The organism is Telluria sp. ZT3P39 (assembly GCF_059685935.1).
Window position 1 is genome coordinate 117,643 of record NZ_JCASIH010000004.1, and the last position, 21,445, is coordinate 139,087.

The 21,445-nt window shown below is 66.5% G+C and carries 17 protein-coding genes; 11 read left to right on the forward strand and 6 right to left on the reverse strand.

Going from position 1 to position 21,445, the window contains the following annotated elements:
- Positions 1-25 precede the first annotated feature (25 nt).
- From AC56LR_RS06220 to AC56LR_RS06260, 9 genes are all read left to right on the forward strand, one after another.
- Positions 26-436, forward strand: a complete 411-nt coding sequence (locus AC56LR_RS06220) for a DUF4124 domain-containing protein (protein ID WP_497128652.1) — start codon at positions 26-28, stop codon at positions 434-436.
- Positions 424-2,973, forward strand: coding sequence for an FtsX-like permease family protein (locus tag AC56LR_RS06225; protein ID WP_497128653.1), 2,550 nt, complete (start codon positions 424-426; stop codon positions 2,971-2,973). The genes AC56LR_RS06220 and AC56LR_RS06225 overlap by 13 nt, the downstream gene beginning before the upstream one ends.
- Positions 2,973-4,043, forward strand: a complete 1,071-nt coding sequence (locus tag AC56LR_RS06230; protein ID WP_497128655.1) for a lipocalin-like domain-containing protein — start codon at positions 2,973-2,975, stop codon at positions 4,041-4,043. Before AC56LR_RS06225 ends, AC56LR_RS06230 begins: the two co-directional genes overlap by 1 nt.
- A gap of 37 nt (positions 4,044-4,080) precedes the next feature.
- A complete protein-coding gene (locus AC56LR_RS06235) occupies positions 4,081-5,916 on the forward strand; it encodes an ABC transporter transmembrane domain-containing protein (RefSeq protein WP_497128657.1) in 1,836 nt (611 codons plus the stop codon).
- A gap of 129 nt (positions 5,917-6,045) precedes the next feature.
- Positions 6,046-7,131 (forward strand): threonine aldolase family protein, encoded by a 1,086-nt coding sequence (locus tag AC56LR_RS06240; RefSeq protein WP_497128659.1) that lies wholly within the window; start codon positions 6,046-6,048, stop codon positions 7,129-7,131.
- Between the two features lie 76 nt (positions 7,132-7,207).
- Positions 7,208-8,002, forward strand: coding sequence for a thymidylate synthase (thyA, locus tag AC56LR_RS06245; protein WP_497128661.1), 795 nt, complete (start codon positions 7,208-7,210; stop codon positions 8,000-8,002).
- Complete coding sequence (locus AC56LR_RS06250; protein ID WP_497128663.1) at positions 7,999-8,499, forward strand: dihydrofolate reductase; 501 nt, start codon at positions 7,999-8,001, stop codon at positions 8,497-8,499. Before thyA ends, AC56LR_RS06250 begins: the two co-directional genes overlap by 4 nt.
- Positions 8,500-9,138 (forward strand): DUF4337 domain-containing protein, encoded by a 639-nt coding sequence (locus AC56LR_RS06255; RefSeq protein WP_497128665.1) that lies wholly within the window; start codon positions 8,500-8,502, stop codon positions 9,136-9,138. It begins immediately after the preceding gene.
- Positions 9,139-9,324: 186 nt separating this feature from the next.
- The gene (locus AC56LR_RS06260; protein ID WP_497128667.1) at positions 9,325-11,586 is read left to right on the forward strand and encodes an Orn/Lys/Arg family decarboxylase; all 2,262 of its coding nucleotides are present in this window, start codon (positions 9,325-9,327) and stop codon (positions 11,584-11,586) included.
- Positions 11,587-11,635: 49 nt separating this feature from the next.
- Here the strand turns inward: AC56LR_RS06260 and AC56LR_RS06265 are convergent, their stop codons facing one another.
- The 3 genes from AC56LR_RS06265 to AC56LR_RS06275 form a co-directional block, all read right to left on the reverse strand.
- Positions 11,636-12,286: a cation efflux transmembrane domain-containing protein gene (locus AC56LR_RS06265; protein ID WP_497128669.1), complete on the reverse strand. Its 651-nt coding sequence runs from the start codon at positions 12,284-12,286 to the stop codon at positions 11,636-11,638.
- A gap of 68 nt (positions 12,287-12,354) precedes the next feature.
- Positions 12,355-12,921 carry a dCTP deaminase gene (dcd, locus tag AC56LR_RS06270; RefSeq protein ID WP_497128671.1) on the reverse strand — a complete coding sequence of 189 codons (567 nt, stop codon included), beginning with the start codon at positions 12,919-12,921 and terminating at the stop codon, positions 12,355-12,357.
- A 37-nt stretch (positions 12,922-12,958) separates the two neighbouring features.
- Positions 12,959-13,795, reverse strand: coding sequence for an alpha/beta hydrolase (locus AC56LR_RS06275; protein WP_497128673.1), 837 nt, complete (start codon positions 13,793-13,795; stop codon positions 12,959-12,961).
- A gap of 246 nt (positions 13,796-14,041) precedes the next feature.
- On the opposite strand from AC56LR_RS06275, the gene AC56LR_RS06280 reads away from it, so the two are divergent.
- Both AC56LR_RS06280 and AC56LR_RS06285 read left to right on the forward strand, forming a co-directional pair.
- On the forward strand, positions 14,042-14,728 hold the full coding sequence (locus AC56LR_RS06280; protein ID WP_497128676.1) for a response regulator transcription factor: 687 nt from the start codon (positions 14,042-14,044) through the stop codon (positions 14,726-14,728).
- 1 nt (position 14,729) lies between these two features.
- A complete protein-coding gene (locus tag AC56LR_RS06285; RefSeq protein WP_497128679.1) occupies positions 14,730-16,145 on the forward strand; it encodes a sensor histidine kinase in 1,416 nt (471 codons plus the stop codon).
- 3 nt (positions 16,146-16,148) lie between these two features.
- Here AC56LR_RS06285 and AC56LR_RS06290 read toward each other — a convergent pair whose 3' ends face one another.
- The 3 genes from AC56LR_RS06290 to AC56LR_RS06300 all read right to left on the reverse strand — a co-directional run bounded on the left by AC56LR_RS06290 (position 16,149) and on the right by AC56LR_RS06300 (position 21,421).
- Positions 16,149-18,503, reverse strand: a complete 2,355-nt coding sequence (locus tag AC56LR_RS06290) for a DNA internalization-related competence protein ComEC/Rec2 (protein ID WP_497128681.1) — start codon at positions 18,501-18,503, stop codon at positions 16,149-16,151.
- Between the two features lie 39 nt (positions 18,504-18,542).
- Positions 18,543-19,679 (reverse strand): T6SS immunity protein Tli4 family protein, encoded by a 1,137-nt coding sequence (locus tag AC56LR_RS06295; protein ID WP_497128683.1) that lies wholly within the window; start codon positions 19,677-19,679, stop codon positions 18,543-18,545.
- A gap of 92 nt (positions 19,680-19,771) precedes the next feature.
- Positions 19,772-21,421, reverse strand: a complete 1,650-nt coding sequence (locus AC56LR_RS06300) for a T6SS immunity protein Tli4 family protein (protein WP_497128685.1) — start codon at positions 21,419-21,421, stop codon at positions 19,772-19,774.
- Positions 21,422-21,445 lie beyond the last annotated feature (24 nt).

Sequence of the window (21,445 nt, forward strand, 5' to 3'; positions counted from 1 at the left end):
GAAGGCGATGCGCAAGCAGGTTTCCATGGCAGTGCTCTGCCTGCTGGCCGGGATGGCATCCGGCGCCAATATCTATAAATGCACGGAGGGCGGCAAGGTCAGCTACCACGACCGGCCCTGTGGGACCACGGCGGTCGTACTGGCCGCGCCCGGCGCGCCGGCCGATGCCGCCGAGGCAGTCGAACGCCTGGCACGCGAGCGCGCCCTGCTGCAGGGAATCGAGAAGGAACGCGCAGAGCAGACAGCGGCCCATGCGCGCGACGCCGCCCGCGCCGAGCGAGCCGCTCTCCTGGAGCGCCGCCGCTGCGACAAGCTGCGCCTGCAGCGCAAATGGGCCGACGAAGACATCGCCCGCGCCGGCCGCGAGGAAGCGGAACGCGCGCGCATCAAGGCCAGGCGCCAGGGCGAGGCATTGGCGGTGGAATGCCCGGCCTGACTCTCCTGTCACGCTGGCTGCTGCTGGGCGAATGGCGCGCCCATCCGGTGCGCGCCCTGCTGGCAATCGCCGCCATCGCGGTCGGGGTGGCGATGGGCTTCGCCATCCACCTGATCAATGCCGCGGCCTTCAATGAATTCTCCGCCGCCGTCAAGAGCCTGTCGGGCCAGGCCGACGTGCAGGTGCTCGGTACCGAGCCCCTGTTCGACGAAGCCATCTATCCGCGCCTGGCCGGGCGCCCCGATGTCGTGGTGGCCTCGCCGGTGCTGGAACTCTCGGCCGGCGTGGCGGGTGCTTCCGGTGCGCTGCGGATCGTCGGCATCGATCCGTTTCGCGCCGGATTCATCTCGCCCGACCTGACCGGCGTGCCGGTTGAAGGCCGCATGACCGACGTACTGGCCGACGATGCGATTTTTCTCTCGCCGGCCGCCGAAAGCTGGCTGGGCAAGCGCCGCGGCGACACGCTCGTGCTGCGCGCCGGCACCGAGGACGTTCTGCTGCGCGTGGCCGGGCCGGTGGCGCGCGCGCGCGCCGGGCAGCGCATCGCCGTGATGGATATCGGCGCGGCCCAATGGCGCTTTCGCCAGCTCGGGCGCCTCTCGCGGGTCGACCTGAAGCTGCGCGACGGCGTCGACCGCGCCGCTTGGCTGGCCGCGCTCCGGCGCGAACTCGATGCCGCCTACCCGGGCCGCTTCGTGGTGCGCCAGCCGGACGACAGCGACCAGGAAGACCGCAACGCCAACCTGAGCCGCGCCTACCGCGTCAACCTGACCGTGCTGGCGCTGGTGGCCCTGTTCACCGGCGCCTTCCTCGTGTTCTCGACCCAGGCGCTGTCGGTGATGCGGCGGCGCGGCCAGTTCGCGCTGCTGCGCGTGCTGGGATTGGAACGAGCCCGGTTGCTGCGCCAGGTGCTGCTGGAAGGCGCGAGCCTGGGCGTGCTGGGCGCGGCGCTGGGCATCGCGGCCGGTTATGCGCTGGCCGCGCTGGCGCTGCGCTTTTTTGGGGGCGACCTGGGCGCTGGATACTTCCCCGGCATCCGGCCGCAGGTAGCGTTCACGCCCGTCGCCGCCGCCGTCTTCTTCATGCTGGGCCTGGGCGTCGCCCTGCTGGGCTGCCTGGCGCCGGCGCTGGAAGCGGCGCGGGCCCGGCCGGCCGTGGCGATCAAGTCGGGCGCCGACGAAGCGGCCCTGTCGGGACTTGGCCGCATCTGGCCCTCGATGGTCTGCCTGGTGCTGGCGTCCATGCTGGCGTTTGCGCCGCCGGTGTTCGAGCTGCCGCTGTTCGGCTATTTTTCGATCGCGCTGCTGCTCATCGGCGGCATCGGCCTGATGCCGCGCCTGGCCGCGAGCGCCTTCCGGCGCCTGGAAGGCGTGGCCCTGCGCATGCGCCGCGCGCCGCCGGTCCTCTCGCTGGCGCTGGCGCGGCTGGCCAACGCCCCCGGCCAGGCATCGATCGCGCTGGGCGGCGTGCTGGCCAGCTTCAGCCTGATGGTCGCGATGGGGATCATGGTGTCGAGCTTCCGGGTATCGGTGGACGACTGGATGGGCCATATCCTGCCGGCCGACCTGTATGTGCGCACTTCCCTGGGCGGCAATACCGGCTTCTTGACGCCGCAGCAGCAGGCCGCCCTGCGCGCGGCGCCCGGCGTCGCCCAGGCCCAGTTCCTGCGCACCCGGCCGGTATCACTGGCGGCTGATCGCCCCAACGTGATCGTCATCGCGCGCGACATCGACGCGGGTGCGCCCGGCAAGCTGCTGGCCCTGGTGGGCGACACGGCCCCGGCGCCGGCGGGCGGCCGGCCGGCCTGGGTGTCCGAGGCCATGGTCGACCTGTACGGCGCACGGGTCGGCCAGGAGCTGGCGCTGCCGCTGGGCGGCGGCCAGGCGCGATTTTTTGTCGCCGGCGTATGGCGCGACTATGCCAACCAGAGCGGCTCGGTCGTGATCCGCCTGGACGACTACCGCGCGCTCACCGGCGAAGCCGACGTCACCGACGCCGCCCTGTTCGCGGCGCGCGGCGGCAGCGCGCAGCAGCTCGAACAGTCGGTGCGCGCCCTGCCCTTCGGCGCGGCGCTGCAGACCATGTCGGCCGGCGACATCCGCGCCATGAGCCTGCGGATCTTCGACCGCAGCTTCGCCGTCACCTATTTGCTGGAGGCGATCGCGATCGCCATCGGGCTGTCGGGCGTGGCGGCCAGCTTCTCGGCCCAGACCCTGGCGCGCGCGAAAGAATTCGGCATGCTGCGCCATGTCGGCGTCACCCGCGCTCAAGTGCTGCAGATCCTCGCCTTCGAGGGCGGCCTGCTCACGCTGCTGGGCGTGGCCTGCGGATTCGCTTTGGGGCTGGTCATCAGCCTCATCCTGGTTTATGTTGTAAACCCGCAGTCCTTCCACTGGACCATGCAGCTGCACCTGCCGTGGAATTTGCTGGGCGGCGTGGCGGCGACCCTGGTGGGAGCCTCGGTCGCCACGGCGCTGGTGTCGGGACGCTATGCGCTATCGGGCGGTCCGGTACGCGCGGTCAGGGAGGATTGGTAATGCGCGCTGCGCTGTTGGGCCTTTTGCTGTTGATCTGCCAGTGCTGCCATGCGGCGCCGCCGGAATTCGCCCCCGTCACGCCGGGCGCGAAGCTCTCTTTCCCGCGCGACTACGGCGCCCATCCGGAATTCCGCACCGAGTGGTGGTATGCCACCGGCTGGGTCGACACGCCCGACGGCAAGCCGCTCGGCTTTCAGGTGACGTTCTTCCGCAGCCGCACCGAAATCGACCAGAAGAACCCGAGCGCTTTTGCCCCGCGCCAGCTGGTGATCGGCCATGCCGCCTTGTCGGACCCGGAACTGGGCCGGCTGGTGCACGACCAGCGCAGCGCGCGCGAAGGCTTCGGCCTGGCCTGGGCCCGCACCGGCAACACCGACCTGAAGCTCGACGACTGGCGCATGGTGCGCGAAAGCTCGGGCAGCTACCGCGTCACCATCCGCTCGAGCGAACTGACGCTGGAACTGCGCCTGCAGCCGACCCAGGCGGTACTGGTGCAGGGCGAAGGCGGCTATTCGCGCAAGGGCGCCAGCCCGCAGCACGCCAGCCATTACTACAGCGAGCCGCACCTGAAAGTCAGCGGCAGCGTGGGCCGTACGGGCAGCGCGCAGGTCGCGGTCACGGGCAGCGCCTGGCTCGATCACGAATGGTCGAGCGAAGCCCTGCAGCCGGAGGCCACGGGCTGGGACTGGGTCGGCGCCAACCTCGATGGCGGCGGGGCCCTGATGGCTTTCCAGATCCGCAAGGAGGGAGGTGGTAAACTATGGGCGCACGCGACCCATCGCGACGGCGCCGGCAGGATCACCCGCTACGCGCCCGACCAGGTGGTGTTTACGCCGATCACGCACTGGACTTCCCCGCGCACCAAGGCCGTGTACCCGGTCGCGATGGAGATCGCGCTTGGGGGCTTGCGCTGGCAGCTCAGTCCCCTGCAGCAGGACCAGGAACTCGATTCGCGCCGCTCGACCGGCGCGGTGTACTGGGAAGGCGCGGTGACCATCAGCCGCGACGGCAAGCGCCTGGGCCGCGGCTACCTGGAAATGACGGGCTATGTCCGCCCGATGAAGCTTTAGACGAACGCATTTTCGAACAAGAACGCGCAAGCAGACGATGACCTCACGCTCCACCGGCAGCACCGGAAATATTGACACCGACACCTCCCGCAAAGGCAGCCTCCCGGCCCTCAAGGGCCTGCTTCCCTTCCTGCGGCCCTACCGCCGCCAGTTCCTGCTCGCCGGCATCGCGCTGCTGCTGGCGGCCGGCGCCACGCTGGCCATTCCCGCCGCCTTCAAGCGCATGATCGACCTCGGTTTCGGGGCCGGCTCGGCGATCACCAGCATCGAGCACGTGGACGCGACCTTCCTGGCGCTGTTCGGCGTGGCCTCGGTGCTGGCGGTGGCCACCGCCGCGCGCTTCTACATGGTGTCGTGGCTGGGCGAGCGCGTGACGGCCGACGTGCGCTCCGCCGTCTACCGCCACGTGGTGCACCAGAGCCCCGAATTTTTTGAAACCACCCGCACCGGCGAAGTGCTGTCGCGCCTGACCACCGACACCACCCTGATCCAGAGCGTGGTCGGCACCAGCATCTCGCTGGCGCTGCGCAATACCCTGCTGTTCGTTGGCGGCCTGGTGATGCTGTTCGTGACCAGCCCCAAGCTCACCGCCATCATCCTCGGGATGCTGGTGCTGGTGGTATTGCCGATCGTGCTGTTCGGCCGCCGCGTGCGCAAGCTCTCGCGCGACTCGCAGGACCGCATCGCCGACGCCTCGGCCATGGCCGGCGAGATCCTCAACGCGATGCCGACCGTGCAGTCCTTCACCCACGAGGACATCGAATCCGGGCGCTTCCAGGCATCGAGCGACAGCGCCTTCCAGACCGCGATCCGCCGCATTCGGGCGCGCGCCACCCTGACCATGCTGGCCATCGTGCTGGTGTTCGGCTCGATCGTGTTCGTGCTCTGGCTCGGCGCCCACGCGGTATTACAGGGCAGCATGACCGGCGGCGAGCTGGGGCAGTTCATCCTGTATGCGGCCATCGTCGCCGGCTCGGTCGGCGCGCTGTCCGAAGTGATGGGCGAAGCCCAGCGCGCCGCCGGCGCCACCGAGCGCCTGATGGAGCTGCTCGCCGCCCGTTCCGATATCCAGAACCCGACCAATCCCCGGCAGCTGCCGCCGCGTACCGCCAACGGCGCGCGCGTGTCCCTGGAGGACGTCAGCTTCAGCTATCCCTCGCGCCTGCAGACGGCCGCCCTGTCGCACCTCAAGCTCGACATCCGCGCCGGCGAAACCGTGGCCCTGGTGGGACCCTCGGGCGCGGGCAAGACCACTCTGTTCCAGCTGCTGCTGCGCTTCTACGATCCGCAGGCGGGCGCGGTGCGCCTCGATGGCGTGGATATCCGCGACCTGTCCCTGCACACCCTGCGCGACGCGATCGGCATCGTCCCGCAGGACACCGTGATCTTCTCGAGCAGTGCGATGGAAAACATCCGCTACGGCCGTCCCGAGGCCAGCGACGACGAAGTGATCGCGGTAGCGAAAATGGCGGCGGCCCACGAATTCATCGAGCGCCTGCCGGAAGGCTATGCCTCCTTCCTGGGCGAGCGCGGCGTGCGCCTTTCGGGCGGCCAGCGCCAGCGCATCGCGATCGCGCGCGCCCTGCTGAAAAATCCACCGCTGCTGCTGCTGGACGAAGCCACCAGCGCGCTCGACGCCGAATCGGAACGCCTGGTGCAGCGCGCGCTCGAGGCGGCCATGATCGGCCGCACCACCATCATCATCGCGCACCGCCTGGCCACCGTGCAGCGCGCCGACCGCATCGTCGTGCTCGACGACGGCCGGGTGGTCGAATCGGGCACCCATGCCTCGCTGGTGGCGCATGGCGGCGTGTACGCCAACCTGGCGGCGCTGCAGTTCCAGTCGGCGGCCCCGGCGGAACAGCTGGGATGATCGGCGACGAGGCACCCGAAGCCGTGGCGCCGACCCGCCGTCCGGTGCTGACCCACGGCTGAGCTTCACCTTCCGGGGCGGCGCCCTTCGGTGTAGAGTAGCAGGCTCGCCAGAATCCCGGAGCCTGCCTTGACCGACGCCGCACTACAACGCCGCTGCCACACCGTCTTCCCCGGCCACCGCGCCCGCCCTCCCGCCGAACTGTTCGCGGCGATGGCGGCGTGGTGCGAAGCGAACGGCGTCGAGCACGACGTCTACGGGGCCGGCAGCCTGCTGCAGGAATTCGAAGCCAGGGTCGCGCGCCTGCTCGGCTTCGAGGCGGCCGTGTTTTGCATCAGCGGCACCATGGCCTCGGCGACCGCCCTGCGCCTGGCCTGCCAGGACCGCGGCCGCGACCTGGTGGCCCTGCACCCGACCTCGCACATCTTCGTGCACGAACGCTCCAACTACCAGCTGCTCGGCCACTTCAAGGCGCTGCAGGCGGGCGATCGCCATCGTCCCTGGCTTGCCGGCGACCTGGCCGCGATTCCCGACCGCCTGGGCGCGGTCGGCCTGGAACTGCCGCTGCGCGAAATCGGCGGCCAGCTGCCAGGCTGGGACGAGCTCGAGGCCATCAAGGCCCACTGCGCCGCGCGCGGCGCCCACCTGCACATGGATGGCGCGCGGCTGTGGGAAGCGGCCGCCGGCTACGGCAAGCCGGTGAACGAAGTCGCAGCGGGCTTCGATTCGGCCTACGTCTCGCTGTACAAGGGCATCGGCGGCCTGGGTGGCGCGATGCTGGCCGGCTCGCGCGAGTTCATCGATCGCGCGGCGGAATGGTTCCGGCGCGAGGGCGGTAACGTCATCCACCGCTCGCCCTATGTCGTGGCCGCGGCGATGCAGTTCGACGAACGCCTGGCGGCAATGCCGGACTACCTGGCGCGCACCCGTTTCCTGTACGACGCGCTGGCCGCACATCCCGTCATCCGCGTGAACCCGGCCGCGCCGCAGGTCAACATGCTGCACCTGCATCTGCCGGTGTCGCCCGAGCGCGCGCTGGCGATCCGGCAGGCGCTGGCCGAGCAGCACGGCATCTGGATGTTCAACCGCATCGCAAGCAGCACCCTGCCCGGCACCAGTTCGTTCGAGCTGTACGTGGGGGACAACCTGCTGGCCGCGTCGGACGAAGAGGTGCGCGAGGCGCTGGCCCGGTTTGCGCAGGCCTTGGCGGCCTGAATATTTCCCTTCTTCGTGGCCGGAATTATCAGGCGCCCTACGTTACAATATGGCATTGCACCCATTAGCTACCGCAATGCACCAATACCTGGAATTCATGCGCCATGTGAAAGAACATGGCGCCGTCAAGACCGATCGCACCGGCACCGGCACGCTGTCGGTGTTCGGCCACCAGATGCGCTTCGACCTGGCCGCCGGCTTCCCGCTGCTGACCACCAAGAAGGTGCACCTCAAGTCGATCATCCATGAACTGATCTGGTTCCTGCAGGGCTCGACCAACATCGCCTACCTGAAGGAAAACGGGGTCAGCATCTGGGACGAGTGGGCCGACGAAAACGGTAACCTGGGTCCGGTCTATGGCTGCCAGTGGCGCAGCTGGCCTGCTCCCGACGGCCGGCACATCGACCAGATCTCGCAGGTGCTGGACCAGATCCGCAACACGCCGGACTCGCGCCGCATGATCGTGTCAGCCTGGAACGTGGCCGACATACCTAACATGAAGCTGCCGCCCTGCCACGCCCTGTTCCAGTTCTACGTCGCCGACGGCAAGCTGTCCTGCCAGCTCTACCAGCGCAGCGCCGACATCTTCCTGGGCGTGCCCTTCAATATCGCCTCGTATGCGATCCTGACCCACATGATGGCCCAGCAGGCCGGCCTTGAAGTGGGCGAGTTCATCTGGACCGGCGGCGACTGCCACCTGTACAGCAACCACCTGGAGCAGGTGGACTTGCAGCTGTCGCGCACACCGAAAACCCTGCCGCGCCTGGTCATCCACCGCAAGCCGGATTCGCTGTTCGACTACCGCTTCGACGATTTCGAGGTCACCGGCTACGATCCGGACCCCGCAATCAAGGCGCCGGTGGCCGTATGAACCCGACACCGCACCTGACCCTGGTAGTGGCGATCGACGCCCAGCGCGGCATCGGCATCGACAACCAGCTGCCCTGGCACCTGCCGGAAGACCTGGCCCATTTCAAGCGCGTCACGCTGGGCAAACCCATCGTCATGGGCCGCAAGACCTTCGATTCGATCGGCCGTCCGCTGCCCAAGCGCCGCAACATCGTCATCACCCGCAACCCGGACTGGTCGCACGAAGGCGTGGAAACCGCGGGCTCGCTGCCGGCCGCGATCGCGCTCCTGGGGGGCGAGCCGGCCAGCATCATCGGCGGCGCCCAGGTCTTCGGCGAAGCGATGGCCGTGGCCGACGCCATGATCGTCACCGAGATCGACCACAGCTTCGCCTGCGACACCTTCTTCCCGCCGGTCGACCCGGCCGCGTGGGTCGAGACCGCACGCGAGACCCATCATTCGGAAAGCGCCGGCTACGGCTACGCTTTCGTGACCTATGCACGCAAGGAGCAGCGCTAAATGACGGAACAGGCAATTCGTACCCCGGGTACCCGCGGCGGCGACGGCTTCGCGGGCAAGGTGGCGGTCCTGATCGCCATTCTCGCCACACTGGGCACCATGTTCGGCTTCATCGGCAGCGCGTCGCACAACAATGCGGCGCTCTACAAGAGCAATGCGGCGATCGAGAAGACCAGCGCGGCCAACGCCTGGGCCCATTACCAGGCCAAGTCCAGCCGCCAGAACCTGGCCGAGCTGGCGTCGAACCTGCCGGGCGTGAACCAGGCCCATTACCGCGACGAGATCCGGCGCTACGGCGTCGAGAAGGATGGCATCCGCAAGGAGGCCGAAGCCTTCGAAGCGGCCACGACGAAATGGAACGAGCTGTCCGACCAGGAGCTGCACCGCCACCGCCAGTGGGCCGCCGCCTCGGTCGCCCAGCAGATCGCGATCTCGCTGGCCGCCATCACCCTGCTGTCGCGCCGCACCTGGCTGCTGACCCTGACCTGCGCGGTCGCCGCCTTCGGCATCACGCTCGCTTTCTTCGCCGTGATCAAGGCCGAACCGATGTCTTTCTCGGCCGTGCCGCTGCTGGCCGCGCTGGGCGCCGCCGGGCTGACCGAGATGTTCCGGCGCCTCGGGCGCAAGCTGACCAGCTAGAGTGCGCCGCGATTGCGGCGCAACCGTTAGTCTCTGGACTGGCTCGTCGAACAAGATTGCAAAAATAATCGCACCGGCGCCCGCGATTTCTGCGAAAATCCGTTTCCTCTTTTTCCCGGTGCCGTGGCCGGCGGATCGACCCATCCGGGCCGGCCGCTTCCACGGCGCTTCGCTTTGGAGCTGTCCATGAAATTTCGTTTCCCCATCATCATCATCGACGAGGACTTCCGTTCCGAGAACACCTCGGGTCTCGGCATCCGCGCCCTCGCAGCCGCGATGGAACAGGAAGGCATGGAAGTGCTCGGCCTGACCAGCTACGGCGACCTGTCCCAGTTCGCCCAGCAGCAGTCGCGCGCCTCGGCCTTCGTGCTGTCGATCGACGACGAGGAATTCGGCAGCGGCTCGATCGAAGAGACCGATACCGCGCTGACCCGCCTGCGCGCGTTTGTAAAGGAAATCCGCCACAAGAACTCGGACATCCCGATCTACATCTATGGCGAAACCCGCACCAGCCGCCACATCCCGAACGATGTCCTGAAGGAGCTGCACGGCTTCATCCACATGTTCGAGGACACCCCGGAATTCGTCGCGCGCCACATCATCCGCGAAGCCAAGTCCTACCTGGACGGCCTGGCGCCGCCCTTCTTCCGCGCGCTGGTGAACTACGCCTACGACGGCTCCTACTCGTGGCACTGCCCGGGGCACTCGGGCGGCGTCGCCTTCCTGAAGTCGCCGGTGGGCCAGATGTTCCACCAGTTCTTTGGGGAGAACATGCTGCGCGCCGACGTCTGCAACGCGGTCGAGGAACTCGGCCAGCTGCTGGACCACACCGGCCCGGTGGCCAAGTCCGAGCGCAATGCCGCGCGCATCTACGGTGCCGACCACTGCTATTTCGTCACCAACGGCACCTCGACCTCGAACAAGATGGTCTGGCACTCCACCGTGGCGCCGGGCGACATCGTGGTGGTCGACCGTAACTGCCACAAATCGATCCTGCACTCGATTATCATGTGCGGCGCGATCCCCGTGTTCCTGATGCCGACCCGAAACAACCTCGGCATCATCGGCCCCATCCCGCTGGAAGAATTCACCGCCGAATCGATCGCCCGCAAGATCGAGGCCAATCCGTTCGCGCGCGAAGCCGTCAACAAGAAGCCGCGCATCCTGACCATCACCCAGTCGACCTACGACGGCGTGGTCTACAACGTCGAGACCCTGCGCGAGATGTTGGACGGGAAGATCGACACCCTGCACTTCGACGAAGCCTGGCTGCCGCACGCGACCTTCCACGACTTCTACAAGAACATGCACGCGATCGGCCGCGACCGCCCGCGCGCCAAGGAATCGATGATCTTCTCGACCCAGTCGACCCACAAGCTGCTGGCCGGCCTGTCGCAGGCCTCGCAGGTGCTGGTGCGCGAATCCGATTCGGTCAAGCTCGACCAGGACGCCTTCAACGAGGCCTACCTGATGCACACCTCGACTTCGCCCCAGTATTCCATCATCGCGTCCTGCGACGTCGCGGCGGCCATGATGGAAGCGCCGGGCGGCACCGCGCTGGTCGAGGAATCGATCCTGGAAGCGCTCGACTTCCGCCGCGCCATGAAGAAGGTCGACGCCGAATTCGGCGACGACTGGTGGTTCAAGGTCTGGGGCCCGGACGTGCTGTCCGAAGAAGGCATCGGCGAGCAGAAAGACTGGATGATCCATGCCGACGACGACTGGCACGGCTTCGGTCCGCTGGCCGAAGGCTTCAACATGCTCGACCCGATCAAGGCCACCATCGTCACCCCGGGCCTCTCCCTGGACGGCAAGTTCGGCGACACCGGCATCCCGGCCTCGATCGTGACCAAATACCTGGCCGAGCATGGCGTGATCATCGAGAAGTGCGGCCTGTACTCGTTCTTCATCATGTTCACCATCGGTATCACCAAGGGCCGCTGGAACACCCTGGTGACGGCGCTGCAGCAGTTCAAGGACGATTTCGACCGCAACCAGCCGATGTGGCGCGTGATGCCGCAGTTCGCCGCGGCCAACCCGCGCTACGAAACCCGCGGCCTGCGCGACCTGTGCACCGAGATCCACCTGATCTACAAGGAGCACGACGTGGCGCGCCTGACCACCGAGATGTACACCTCGGACATGGTGCCCGCGATGAAGCCGTCGGACGCCTTCGCCAAGATGGCGCACCGCCAGATCGAGCGCGTGGCGATCGACGAGCTGGAAGGCCGCATCACGGCCATCCTGCTGACGCCTTACCCGCCGGGCATCCCGCTCTTGATCCCGGGCGAACGTTTCAACCGCACGATCGTGGATTACCTGCGCTTCGCACGCGACTTCAACGAGCGCTTCCCGGGCTTCGAGACCGACGTGCACGGACTGGTGAAACGCGAGGTCGATGGCAAGCGGGGGTATTTCGTGGACTGCGTGATGCAGGACGCGGCGTAAGAAAACAAAAAGGGGCGAAAGCCCCTTTTTTCATGCGCTCACCGCAGAGCTAGCGTCGCTTGAGCTCGACCGGCGCCGCCGGCGCCATCTCCCGCATTTCCCCGCGCGCCTGATTGATCACCGTGCGCGCCGCCGACAGCCCCAGCAGCCCCATGATGGTCGCCACCAGCAGATCCGGCACCCCGCTCCCCGTCTGGAACACGCCCAGCGCGGCGATCAGCACCGCCACGTTGCCGATCGCATCGTTGCGCGTGCACAGCCACACCGAGCGCATGTTGGCGTCGCCGTTGCGCCAGGCGTAGAGCAGCACGCCAACCAGGCAGTTGGCGGCCAATGCGGCCAATCCGATGAGACCCATGGTATGCGCCTGCGGCACGATGCCCGTTTGCAGGTGCCAGAAGGCCGTGCCGAGCACGAAGACGCCGTAGGCGCCCATGGTCGCGCCCTTGAACAGCGCGGTGCGCGAGCGCCAGACAGGCGCCAGGCCGAGGACGAACAGGGAGATGCCGTAGTTGGCAGCGTCGCCCAGGAAGTCGACCGCATCGGCCAGCAGCGCGACCGAGCCGGCCGCCCAGCCGCCGACGATTTCGACGCCGAACATGAGCGCGTTGACCCAGAGCGCGATCCAGAGGATGCGCCGGTAGCGCGGATCGGCGGGCGGCTTAGCCGAAGAACAGCCGCCGCTGCAACAATCGGACATGGCACTATCCTGTCAAAGCGAACCCATCAATATGATTCAGTTCTGACAGCCTAGCACGAAAAAATGTATCAGGTTTTCGGCAGCGTGACGCCGTGCTGGCCCTGGTATTTGCCGCCGCGGTCCTTGTACGAGGTTTCGCAGACTTCGTCGGACTCGAAGAACAGGACCTGGGCACAGCCCTCGCCCGCATAGATCTTGGCCGGCAGCGGCGTGGTGTTCGAGAATTCGAGCGTCACGAAGCCCTCCCACTCCGGCTCGAAGGGGGTGACGTTGACGATGATGCCGCAGCGCGCATAGGTCGACTTGCCCAGGCAGACCGTCAGCACGTTGCGCGGGATGCGGAAGTATTCGATGGTGCGGGCCAGCGCGAACGAATTCGGCGGGATGATGCAGACATCGCTCTTCACGTCCACGAAGGAATTCGAATCGAAGTTCTTCGGATCAACGATGGTGCTGTTGATGTTGGTGAAGATCTTGAATTCGTCGGCGCAACGGATGTCGTAGCCGTACGAAGAGGTGCCGAAGGAAATGACCTTACGGCCGTCGAGCTCGCGGACCTGCTGCGGCTCGAAGGGTTCGATCATTCCGGTTGATTCCGCCATGCGGCGGATCCATTTATCGCTTTTGATGGCCATTGTCGAAATTCCAAGAAATCAATTCCGCGATTTTAAACTAATTGACCGCCCCTGGTGATGTGCCGATGCTTGTCGGCAAACTCGAGCCCAGCAGACGCTCGATCATCTCGTGCGTCAGGCGCGCCGTCGTTTCCGGTTTTTCCAGCGGATACAGGTGGCCGCCCTCGATCATGACCAGGTTCTCGCCGACCAGGCGGCGCGTGGCCTCGAGCCCGGCCTGGCGCAATTCTTCCGACGTGGTGCCGGCGATGAAGCCGATCGGCAGCGGATAAGGCTCGCGCAGGAAGTCGCCCATGTGGTGCGGCAGCGTGTTGTAGATCAGGGTTTCCACCGCGCGGTCGAAGCGCAGCTGCACGCCGTCCGGGTGCGGCGCCAGGCCGTGGTCGAGATAGTCGTCCAGCGCGCCCGGCGACCAGGCCTGGAACATCGGCTTGGAGATGAAATGCTGGTAGGCGGCCTGACGGTCGGGCCAGACGTTGCGGCGGCGCTCGGAAAACTTCGCCGGCGAGAAGCGCGAGCCCATGCCGCGGCTTTTTACCAGGCGCCAGAGGAAAGCGCGCCAGCCCGCCACCACCGGCGAATCGAGCATGATCACGCAGCGCGCCAGTTCCGGCCGCTCCCGTGCCGCCATCATGCTCAGCATGCCGCCCAGCGAATGCCCGACCAGGATCGGCGGCTGCTCGTAGGCCTCGAGGTGATGAATCAGTTCGTCCACCAGCGCATGCCAGCCATCGCCCACCGGGAAGCGCGGATCGTGGCCGTACATGTCGTGGGCATGCACTTCGTAATGCGTACCCAGCGCCTGGAACAGCCGGTTGTAGGTGCCGGCGGGATAGCTGTTCCCGTGGGAGAAATGCAGCAGGGGTTTGCTCATGGACGGACTGGCTTCAATGACAACGGATTTCCATTGTAATGAAAGAAGCCGCTTTCAGAACTTTGTTTAGAAGGAAACACCTAGGGGCACGGGCCTGACAAACATCCGGTTCGCCGTCGCCGCGCTGGCCGGCGTGCTCGAAGGCGGTATCGCCTACACGCCGTTCGGCTGATTGCCGGTGTAAAAGCGGGTAAAACTTCCTTTTCCGCAACAGGCCGGCGGGTGCTGTTTGCTATCCTGCGTCTCATGAACCATGTGCTGCTGATTGACGACGACGTCGAACTCGTCGGGATGTTTTCCGAATACCTGGTCCAGGAGGGTTTCCGGGTCACGTGCGTGTACAACGGCGACGACGGTGCGCGCGCGGCGCTGGGCGGCGAGCATGCGATCGCCATCCTCGACGTGATGATGCCGGGGACGAACGGCATCGAGGCCCTGCGCCGGATCCGCACCACGAGCCGCATCCCGGTGCTGATGCTCACCGCCCGCGGCGACGACGCCGACCGCATCCTCGGCCTCGAACTGGGCGCCGACGACTACGTGGCCAAGCCCTGCACCCCGCGCGAACTGACGGCCCGCGTGCGCGCCATCCTGCGCCGCACCCAGGCCACGCAGGGCGACAGTCCGGCCGCGGCCATCACTGTCGGCAAGCTCACCATGTACCCGGAACAGCGCCGCGTGACCTGGGACGGCGTGCCGGTCGACCTGACCAGCACCGAATTCAACCTGCTGGAAGTGCTGGCGCGCCAGGCCGGGCGCCCGGTGAGCAAGAACGAGCTGTCCGAACAGGGTCTGGGACGGCCGCTGGCGCGCTTCGACCGCAACATCGACGTCCACCTGAGCAGCCTGCGCCACAAGCTGGGGCCCCTGCCGGACGGCCGCTCCTGCCTGCAGACGATCTACCGCCAGGGCTACCAGCTGATCCGGGACTAGCATGGGACGCCTGTTCTGGAAATTCTTCCTGAGTATCCTGCTGGCCCAGGTGGCCGCCACCATCGGCATCGGCGGCGCCTTCTGGCTGTATGACCAATCCCGCAGCCGCGCGGCCGAACTCGATACCGGCCCGCCCGCCTTCGTCGCCCTCGACGCCGCAGCCGCCACGCTCAAGCACGGCGGCATGCCGGCGCTGCGCGGCATGATCGGCGAACTCAAACGCCCGCAGGTGTTCGTGCTCGACGCGCGCCGTCATGAGCTGCTGGGACGCGTGGTGCCGGCCGAACTGCTGGCCGAAGTCGACCGCAAGCTGGCCTCCGGCGACGCGCTGCGCGGCATCCGCTATCTGAACGGCCCCAACGGTGCGCGCTACCTGGCATTCGTGCAGCGTCCCAACCACAGGATGGGCATGGGCGCACGCGTGGCCAGCTCTCCCGTGCTGGTGAGCACGGGCGGGCGCCCGTCGCCCGGTTTCGGACACGGCCTGAGCCGCGGCGTCGGCCAGGTGACCGGTATCGTCGCGGGCACCCTGGCCAGCCTGCTGTTCGCCGCCCTCCTCGCCTGGTATTTCTCGCGCCCGATCCGCGCCCTGCGCAGCGCCTTCGAGGCGGCATCGGCCGGTGACCTGGCGCCGCGCTTTACCGGCACCGGCCGGGGCGGCGCCCGCGGCGGCGACGAGTTGAGCGACCTGGGACGCGATTTCGACCGCATGAGCGCGCAGTTGCGGGCCGTGATGGACGGCCAGCGCCGCCTGCTGCACGACGTCTCGCACGAGCTGCGCTCGCCGCTGGCGCGCCTGCAGGCGGCGGTCGGCCTGGCCCACCAGCAGCCCGACAAGATCGCCTCCTCGCTCGACCGCATCGAGCGCGAGAGCATGCGCATGGATAAACTGGTCGGCGGCCTGCTGACCCTGTCGCGCCTGGAAGCCTCGCCCGCGATCGTGCGGCGCGAGCAGATCGACCTGGCCGAACTGATGGACGAAATGGTCGCCGATGCGCGCTTCGAGGCCGGCAGCGATTTGCCCGGCGCCCCCGCCTTGCGCACGTGCGTCGAAGCGCCCGGCCCGGTGATCGTGCAGGGCGACCCGGACCTGCTGTGGAGCGCGCTGGAAAACATCGTGCGCAACGCGGTCCGGCACGGCGGCAGCGGCGGCGAACTGCGCGCGGTGCTGCGCTGCGACGGGCAATCGGCCCAGGTCGAGGTGCTCGACCGCGGCCCCGGCATCGCCCCGGCCGACCTGGCCTCGGTGTACGAGCCCTTCTTCCGGTCGAATCCGGGCGGCGCCAGCGTCGACGGCCACGGCCTGGGACTGGCGATCGCCCAGCGCGTCGTGCTGGCCCACGGCGGCCAGATCCGCGTGGCCAACCGCGACGGCGGCGGCCTGCAGGTGACGGTCAGCCTGCCGATGGGAGCTTGACGCTTAGCGGCCGTGCCAGTACCTCGGATGCTTGCTTCGGAATTCCTCCAGCTCGACCGTCTTGTCGAAGCTGATCGTCACCGCTCCGGATTCGTCGGTCCGGATCCGGCGGATGCCGAGGGCATGGTAGCGTGCATAGACCTCGGTCTTCGGATGGCGGTAGCGGTTGCGGTAGCCGACCTGGAAGACGCCGACACCGGGCCGCACGGCCGAGAGAAAGCCGGTGGTGGACGACGTGCCGCTGCCGTGGTGCGGGGCCAGCAACACGTCGGCGCGCAGCGATTCCGGCGCCTGCGCCACCAGCTGCGCCTCCTGCGCCGCTTCGATATCGCCCGCCAGTACGATCGCCTTGCCGCCTGCACTCACGCGCAGCACGCAGCTGCGCGCATTGGGCGTCAAGCCGGCATCCGCGTACGAGCCGGGCGCGGGTCCCAGCATCTCGAAGCGCACGCCATCCCAGTTCCAGGCCTGGCCGGCGCTGCAGCGGGTGTGCTTGCGCGCCTCGCGCACGACAGGATGTCCGTTCGACAGCGAGGAATGCACTCTACTCACCTCGATTCCTTTCAACAGCGTGCGCGCGCCCCCTGCGTGGTCGATATCGCTGTGCGAGACCAGCAGCGCATCGAGCGCCCGGATCCCGCGCCCGCGCAGGTAGGGCAGGATGATGCGGCCGGCGGCGTCGGCGCCCGGCGCATACTGCGGGCCGGCGTCGTAAAGCAGGCGGTGCGCATGCGTCTCCACCAGCAGCGCCATGCCCTGCCCCACGTCGAAAGCCGTCACCGTGAAGCTGCCCGGATCGGGCGTGGCTGGCAGCTGGGTCAGCATCGGCGCCCAGGCCGTCAATCCGGCCCAGCGATGCGGCCAGCCGCGCGGCGCCAGCATCCAGGCGGTGCCGGCCATCGCCAGCACAAACACCCATGGCTGCGGCGCCGGCGCGCTCCACACGGCCAGCGGGCCGGCGGCGAGCCAGGCCAGGGCTTGCGCCAGCAGCTCGACGAGCAGGTGCGCCAGACCCAGCACCCATCCCGCCAGCGGCGCCGGCAGCAGTGCGCCACCGAGTGCGAGCGGCGTCACCACCAGGCTGACCACCGGAATCGCCACGGCGTTTGCGATAGGGCTGACGATCGACACCTGCGAAAACAGGAACAGCGTCAGCGGCACCAGGCCGACCGTGACCGCATACTGGGTCCGGGCAGCCATGCCCAGCGTGCGGCGCCAGCCTTCGCTAGCTTGCACGCGCCCGAGGTTCGCGTACACGATGACGGCCACCGCGCCGAACGAGAGCCAGAAACCGGCCGACAAGACGGCCCACGGATCGAGCACGACGACCACGGCCAGCGCCAGGCACAGGACCTGCGACAGCGCCGCCACCCGGCCGCTCCAGAGCGCGACGGCGACGGCCGCCAGCATGTAGAAGGTGCGCTGGGCCGGGACGCCGAAGCCGGCCAGCAGCACATACAGCAGCGCGGTGAACGCACCGGCCAGGGCCGCGGCCTTTTGCGCCGGCAGCGCCAGCGGCAGCGCCGCGCCCTCGATGAAGAAGGAGCGGCGCCACAGCCACGACATCGCCCATGCCGCCAATCCCGCCACCATGGTCACGTGCAGGCCCGAAATCGACACCAGGTGGCTGATGCCGGTGCGGTTGAAGACGTCCCAATCCGACTGGTCGATGCCGCGCTGGTCGCCGATGACCAGCGCGACAATGACACCGGCGTAGCGCTTGCCCTCGAGCTGCGCGAGGATGTGGCGCCGCAACGATGCGCGGGCACGCTCGACAACATGGCTGGCGGAAGGCACGAAGCCGGCGAGGCGCTGGTTTTTGCTCCCTGCGGGACGCACATAACCGGTCGCGCGCACGCCCTGCTCCAGCAGCCAGGCCTCGTAGTCGAAGCCGTGCGGATTGGCGTTTCCATGCGGGCGCTGCAGCCGCACCACGAGGCGCCAGCGTTCGCCCGGTTCGACCTGCGCGCCTCCGGCTGGCGCCGCCATCCGGCCGTACCACGACAGGGCGATACGCTTGGGGATCGCCGCGTTCGGCGTGACGACCTGCTCGACCTGGAAATTGAAGCGCGTGCCGCCGTCGAAGGCGTGCGGCAGGCTGGCGACCGTGCCGATGAGCTCGACGTCCTTGCCTTCGAGCGCGCGCGGCAGCCCGTCGGCGAGTGCCAGCGTTGCAATGAATGCGGCCCAGGCAGCGCCGAGCAGTCCGGCGGCAAGCAGGCTGGTGATGCGGCGTTTGAGGGCGGACAGGAGAAAGGCGATGGCGCTTGCCGCGAGGATTGCTTTTGGCGATGGCAGCGAGGCGGCCATCTGGAGCATGCAGGTGCCGGTCAGGAATGCGAGGGTGGCGCAGCGCATGGGCAAATGGGCGGTCGGGCGCTGCTTTCCGGCGCTGCCCTATTTCCCGAACTGGGTTGGCGGCCGCTCTAGCTGGCCCATCCGTTGCGGTGTTGCTGCGTGCAAGCGAATGCTGGACGTGATCCTATCCCATAGGTCAAGTGCGGCGCCGTCCGATAATGAAGATGGAACCGTTCCGGCAGTGCCGGTGCCCGTGCTCATCCTGAAAACAAGATGGGGAATGAGCACATCGTCCTCTCTTCCGCTTACTTCCCACCAGAAGCTGTGTACACGCGCCTTGTTTTCCTCGACAACCGATTCAAGTAATTCTTCGCCGGCCACGCCGTTAATTTGCCGCGGCGCCGCCCGTAAATTCGAAATGCGCATTCTTTCGCCAATGGACAGCCGACCAAGCGCGGACTTTGACCTGGCCAGAAGGCCATGCTCATCGGGCTTGAGTCCGGCTGACAACGTCAGCATGAGTTCAATATCGGGGTGGCTTGGCAAGCGAGCCAACATCATTACTCGTTCGCCCTGATTGGCCGTGAGCAGACCGCGGAAATAAGCGCGACCGACGCAAAAACCGGGCTCCATGGGAATGTCGTTCCTCGGGTTTGGAGCCAGCTGCACGACAAGCCTTGCGAGCTTGTCAACCTGGTCAGGGTAGTAATCGTCGGCCGCAAGGTCGATACTGATTCCGGAGACGTGTACAAGCGCCTCAGCCGCAACACCTTCATACCGGTAGCGCTCAAGTTGCAGACCATTCGTTGCAGTGCCTTCCGTCACAGCGCGGCTGTGAACAAATATTTTTCCGACAACACCGCTGTCGGTCCTTACGTCTTTTGCCGATTCAAGATTTCTGTTACCGCCAAGCCGGTCGGGTTTGGCCTTGATCTGCGCCTCTCGTTCGGCGAGGCGCTTTTGAAACTCGCCGGTGCTTTCAATGAAAGCCGCGATCTCAAAGCCATCAATGCGAGCCTGGGAAAGCTCCACCTGTGCTGCATCAGGTAGGTCAATGAGGAACCTGCCGACACAGGCCGACTTCATTTTCCCGGTCGCTCCGGCCAGCTTTTGTACCTCCAGGGGCGTCGCCTCATGCTTATCCAGCATTTGACCCGCGGCCCAAGTGGCGGCCAAGGCTGCACAGGCGATTCCGATCGATACTCTCACCATCTTCCTACGGAGAATCCGGTGCATTTCCGCTCCTCGAAATCGGTACGTGCAAACAGGCATTCGTCCATTTCCGCCGTCCCTCACCTCTTGTACAGGCGCGGCTCCGAATTACTTCGCTACGCGTTGCGCGTTGCGGCGTCGTCTGCGCGGTATGCGCCTTCGTCGCCGTTCTGTTCGTGTCGTACCAGTTGCCACGCGCTGCGCCGATGGATGTGTTCGGGATGGGAAGTTCCTTTCAGCGGCACCGGCGCCCGAAAGGTAGCTGGCGGAAGCAGACTTCCCGCGGCGAACCATCGTGTCCCATCGAGTGCGTGACTGTCCTCGCAACGCCACCAACCGGACGCAGGACAGGTCGTACCCGTCTTCGCAACGCTGCCGATGAGTGCTTGGGACAATCCATATGGCACGACGCCGGCAGGCACACTCCCGCTTTCCGACCCAGTCATCGCGTGCGCCAGCATTGGAGACGGTGGCAATCGCGCGGTGCTGCGTTTATCGGCCAACTTCCACATGGTCGGGCTGCTACTTTCGTAACTCGGTTGTACACCGCGCAATCGTTCCCAGAGCGTCTGGGGTGGCAGCAACAGCGCTTGCGGCATGTGCTGTCCGGCGCGGAGATACTGGCGCTGTCCGCCCAGGACATCCATGCCGCTTCCGCCGTCGCAGCATTGCCACCATCCGGTGTGTGGACAAGCTTCCCCCGAAAAGGCAGTCGTTCCCAGCGCCGTCACGACTGGCTTTGGCGCCGCGGCCTGGGAATCTTCAGTTGGTCTGGGTCTGATACTACCGGCGATGCGTTCCCATAACTCGAAGAGTGCTTCTTCCGATAGCGTCGACTGCACCGGTTTGCCGCCACTAATGGGATTCGTGCCCGAGTCAAGCTCCAGGGTCAGGAGCGGAGCGTAGATGTCCTTTAGCTTGCCAGCCATCTCCCATTGAAATGAATATCCGGTCGTAAGGTTCGGTTCACGTACGCGCAGCACAAGCTCCTGGCCTTCCAGGCCGTTTATTGCACGTTCACTTTCTCGCAAGGTCGTGAATGCAAGCCGCATATAGATCGGCTCTCTTTCAGCCGCTTTCGCATTACGCTCCAATAGCCCAGGCGCTGAGACCATTCGTGACATTGACGAAAAGACGATGTTGACGTCCGCATGACCCGGTAATCCAGCAAACAGCACCAGACTCTCGGTACCCAGATGTTCGTATGGGTCCAACACGATGGCACGGTCAAAACAAAATCCGGGCTGGCGCGGCACCTGTTCGGCCTCGATCGGGGCGACCTGGGCCAAGAGACGCGCCAGATCGCCTACCTGATCCGGATCGATCCAGTCGACATTGGCAGTGATGCTTACTCCGGGAAGCCGTAGCATGCTGCGAGCACTGACCGTCTCGCTGATGGTCATACGGTCACCTTCAGGAACCTTGGTGCGCTGGCGGTTATAGACGAATATTTTTCCTTGCGCCGTTCCGATCGCGAGCTGTTTTACGGATTCAAGGCTTGGACGACCGTTTTCTCCCTGCTGTTCCTTCAGATGGGTCTCAGTTTGGCGAAGACGAGCTGCAAACTCCTCGTCTGTTTCGTCGGCCGTGCTCGAAATGTCGTAACCTCCGACAAAACCGCGTCCGATACTCACCTGCGCTTCGGCCGGAAGATCAATCAGAAACCGCCCCAGACACACTGTTTTCATCTTCTTCGTCATTTGCGCGACCTTTTGCCTGTCTTGAACCGCTTGCATCGAACTTGCGAGAACGGATACAAACGTCATTACCAACGCCAGAAGTCCTGCAGT